1 protein-coding gene is annotated in these 2,440 nt (G+C 45.4%); it reads right to left on the bottom strand.

Annotated elements, in window-relative coordinates:
- Positions 1 to 111: 111 nt before the first annotated feature.
- Positions 112 to 2,440, bottom strand: a 2,329-nt coding sequence (locus tag FDX24_RS11985; RefSeq protein ID WP_212732650.1) for a T6SS effector BTH_I2691 family protein, incomplete at its 5' end; no start/stop codon positions are given.

The following is a 2,440-nucleotide window of genomic DNA, read 5'->3' as shown; positions in this document are numbered from 1 at the left end:
CGCAATCCGTCCGAGAATTTCAGCTCTTTTTCCATAATTGACTCTTACAATATGTGAATACGACCATGTTGATATTTCTTAAATAGCTTTACTGGGAAATATAATTCACTCTTATTTGCTGGAAGATTCTATTTTACGTAAGCATTCCGTCAGCGATTTTCCACATTTCACTATAAGTTCTGCTTTTTTTTCTTCTGAGCAGCTATCAATATCTGTCGAGAATTCTTCGCCAAACAGCGTGTTCTGCAGCCAGATTTGAATTTCATCTTCAAAAAAATACTCTTTCAGGGCATAGTCCACTACCACCAGAAACAAAGCGAACTGCCAGGACGAGAGAGCACCAATCCACTCAATTCCCAGCGCATAAAATGCAGGTATCGCTGCGCGCCCCAGCCACATATCCGTACTGCCGACAGCCGTACTCCAGCCAAATTTTGACATTAAAGCAGGCAAAACTTTGCCGCTGACTGAAATAATGGTTGTAACATCATTCAGTATTTTCCCAAAATATAACATTCCATATGACCAGCATTTATTTACTGAATTTTCATCCTGCAAAAGATAGATATCTGAAAAATCAGCCCCCAACGATGCAATAGCATTGAGCATCGCGCAACTGGCACCCACCCATTTCAGTTTTGGAAATGATTTGTCATCTTTTTTTATGACATCCATCATTTTACTGACAATATCAATCGCGCCTCCCGTGGTGGCGAATCCCGCCGCGACCAGTTTGGCATAACTGGAAAAGTCATCTCGTTTAAAATGATCTGCCTGGTTATATAGCTCCACCATATTAAAAAAGAGCACCAGGAAATTGATACTTGTCGCACGATAAGCATTTTTTTTCGCTCCCGTGATACTGAAGTCTGCAGTCGCCTTTTCCAGATCGGAGAACCGTACCTGAGCGACTTTTAACCGTCCTGACACTCTGTCTTTCTGAGGATTAACAAAGAGTATTTCGTTTATATAGTAGCTGCGCTCGGTCGCCCAGCCAAAATATTTACTCGAGAAAGACTTTATTTCCGCTACTGTTTTACCTGCCGAAAGAGAACAGAGCGTTTTAACGACAAGATCGTTTATGGAGTCCAGTTTCGGTCCCACCCCAGAAACTGAGAATAAGCGGGAACCCAGCGTTGCCATATGTTGATCAGCTTGATACAACACCCGCTTTGACCAGACTGCATCATTTCCAGGTGGCTCATCCAGCGCAGCTGTTGCTTTACTAAACCCTTCGAACAATTTAACCAGGTCACCGGATTTTGACTCAAAAAATGCCAACAAACTTTGTTCTGTAACCGGCTGACTCACTCCTTTGCGCACACTGGCAAGCAAGGGTTCGGCAACCGTCATTAACTCAGGTGCATTATAAAAATGAGTACGCCAGACGAGGTTGTTTTCATCAGTTGTAGAATAATCTTTTATCCAGTCATCGAGTAAACTCACACCAGATTTCGCCGCACCTAATCCAGACATTGCAAAAGCTGCAACCTCACGAAAATGCAAATTATCCTGTGGAAGATCAGAATAAAAATCCTGCAGCGTACGAATAAAACCCGGAGATTTAAGCCATTGGCAGCGCAAATCAATTATCACTTCGAGTTGTTTATCGATTTTGTGCGTCAGGTTCTCACCACATTTAATAAACGAATCCAGACACTCTTGCTTTATCTTTCTTTTATATCTGCGCAGATTATTTGCCACCCGCGACCTTTTCAGATTCTGTTCCTGTCTTTTCTTCGACTGTCGCTCAAATTCCTCCCGGCTTAAAATATCCGTATTACCTTTTCGTCCCTCATTCCAGACATACATTCCATATGCGTAATCCATATCACGAGATGTTGAAAGTGAACCACCCATTGCCGCGAGCTGCTGTTCCACATCCTGCTCAGCACTCTTTTTTATAATATTCTCAACACCGTTTATCAGACCCTGGGTGCAGAACTCCAGGGCGCGTTCTTCACCAAATATCTTCGCCATCGCCAGGACATCATTCGTCCATCCCGTCAGCTCATGCGTTATCCCTGCTGCATCATGCAACGCCATCAGCAACGGTGTCACGGGGGAACCGTCTGGCTTCACACCCCGTTCCTTCATCTGCCGGATTGTATTTCCGGCCACTCCGTTCTTCCACGGATACAATGTCTCCTGCGGCCCCGGCTCTTTGACTATGGCATAGCGTTCACTCACACACTGGCTGACGCGGATTTTAGTATGGGTGCCATACGGTAACAGCATTGCCGGACTCAGATGGCTGCCCTGCGCCGGGATGTAATCCAGAATCCTGGCGAGATTTGCTGTGGTTGCCTCTGTTATTTGCTGTGAAGCCTGGGGCGCCGTCCAGTTTGAGGAACTCAGGAGCTGCATTCTGCGCTGCCTTTGACCGCTATCGCCCGCGTAACGCTCCATCGTTTTTTCCGTCCAGGGACACTGCGTGAAT

The sequence above is a fragment of the Citrobacter sp. wls716 genome, assembly GCF_005280975.1.
GTDB lineage: Bacteria > Pseudomonadota > Gammaproteobacteria > Enterobacterales > Enterobacteriaceae > Citrobacter > Citrobacter youngae.
This window is presented reverse-complemented; position numbering and strand designations above follow the sequence as displayed.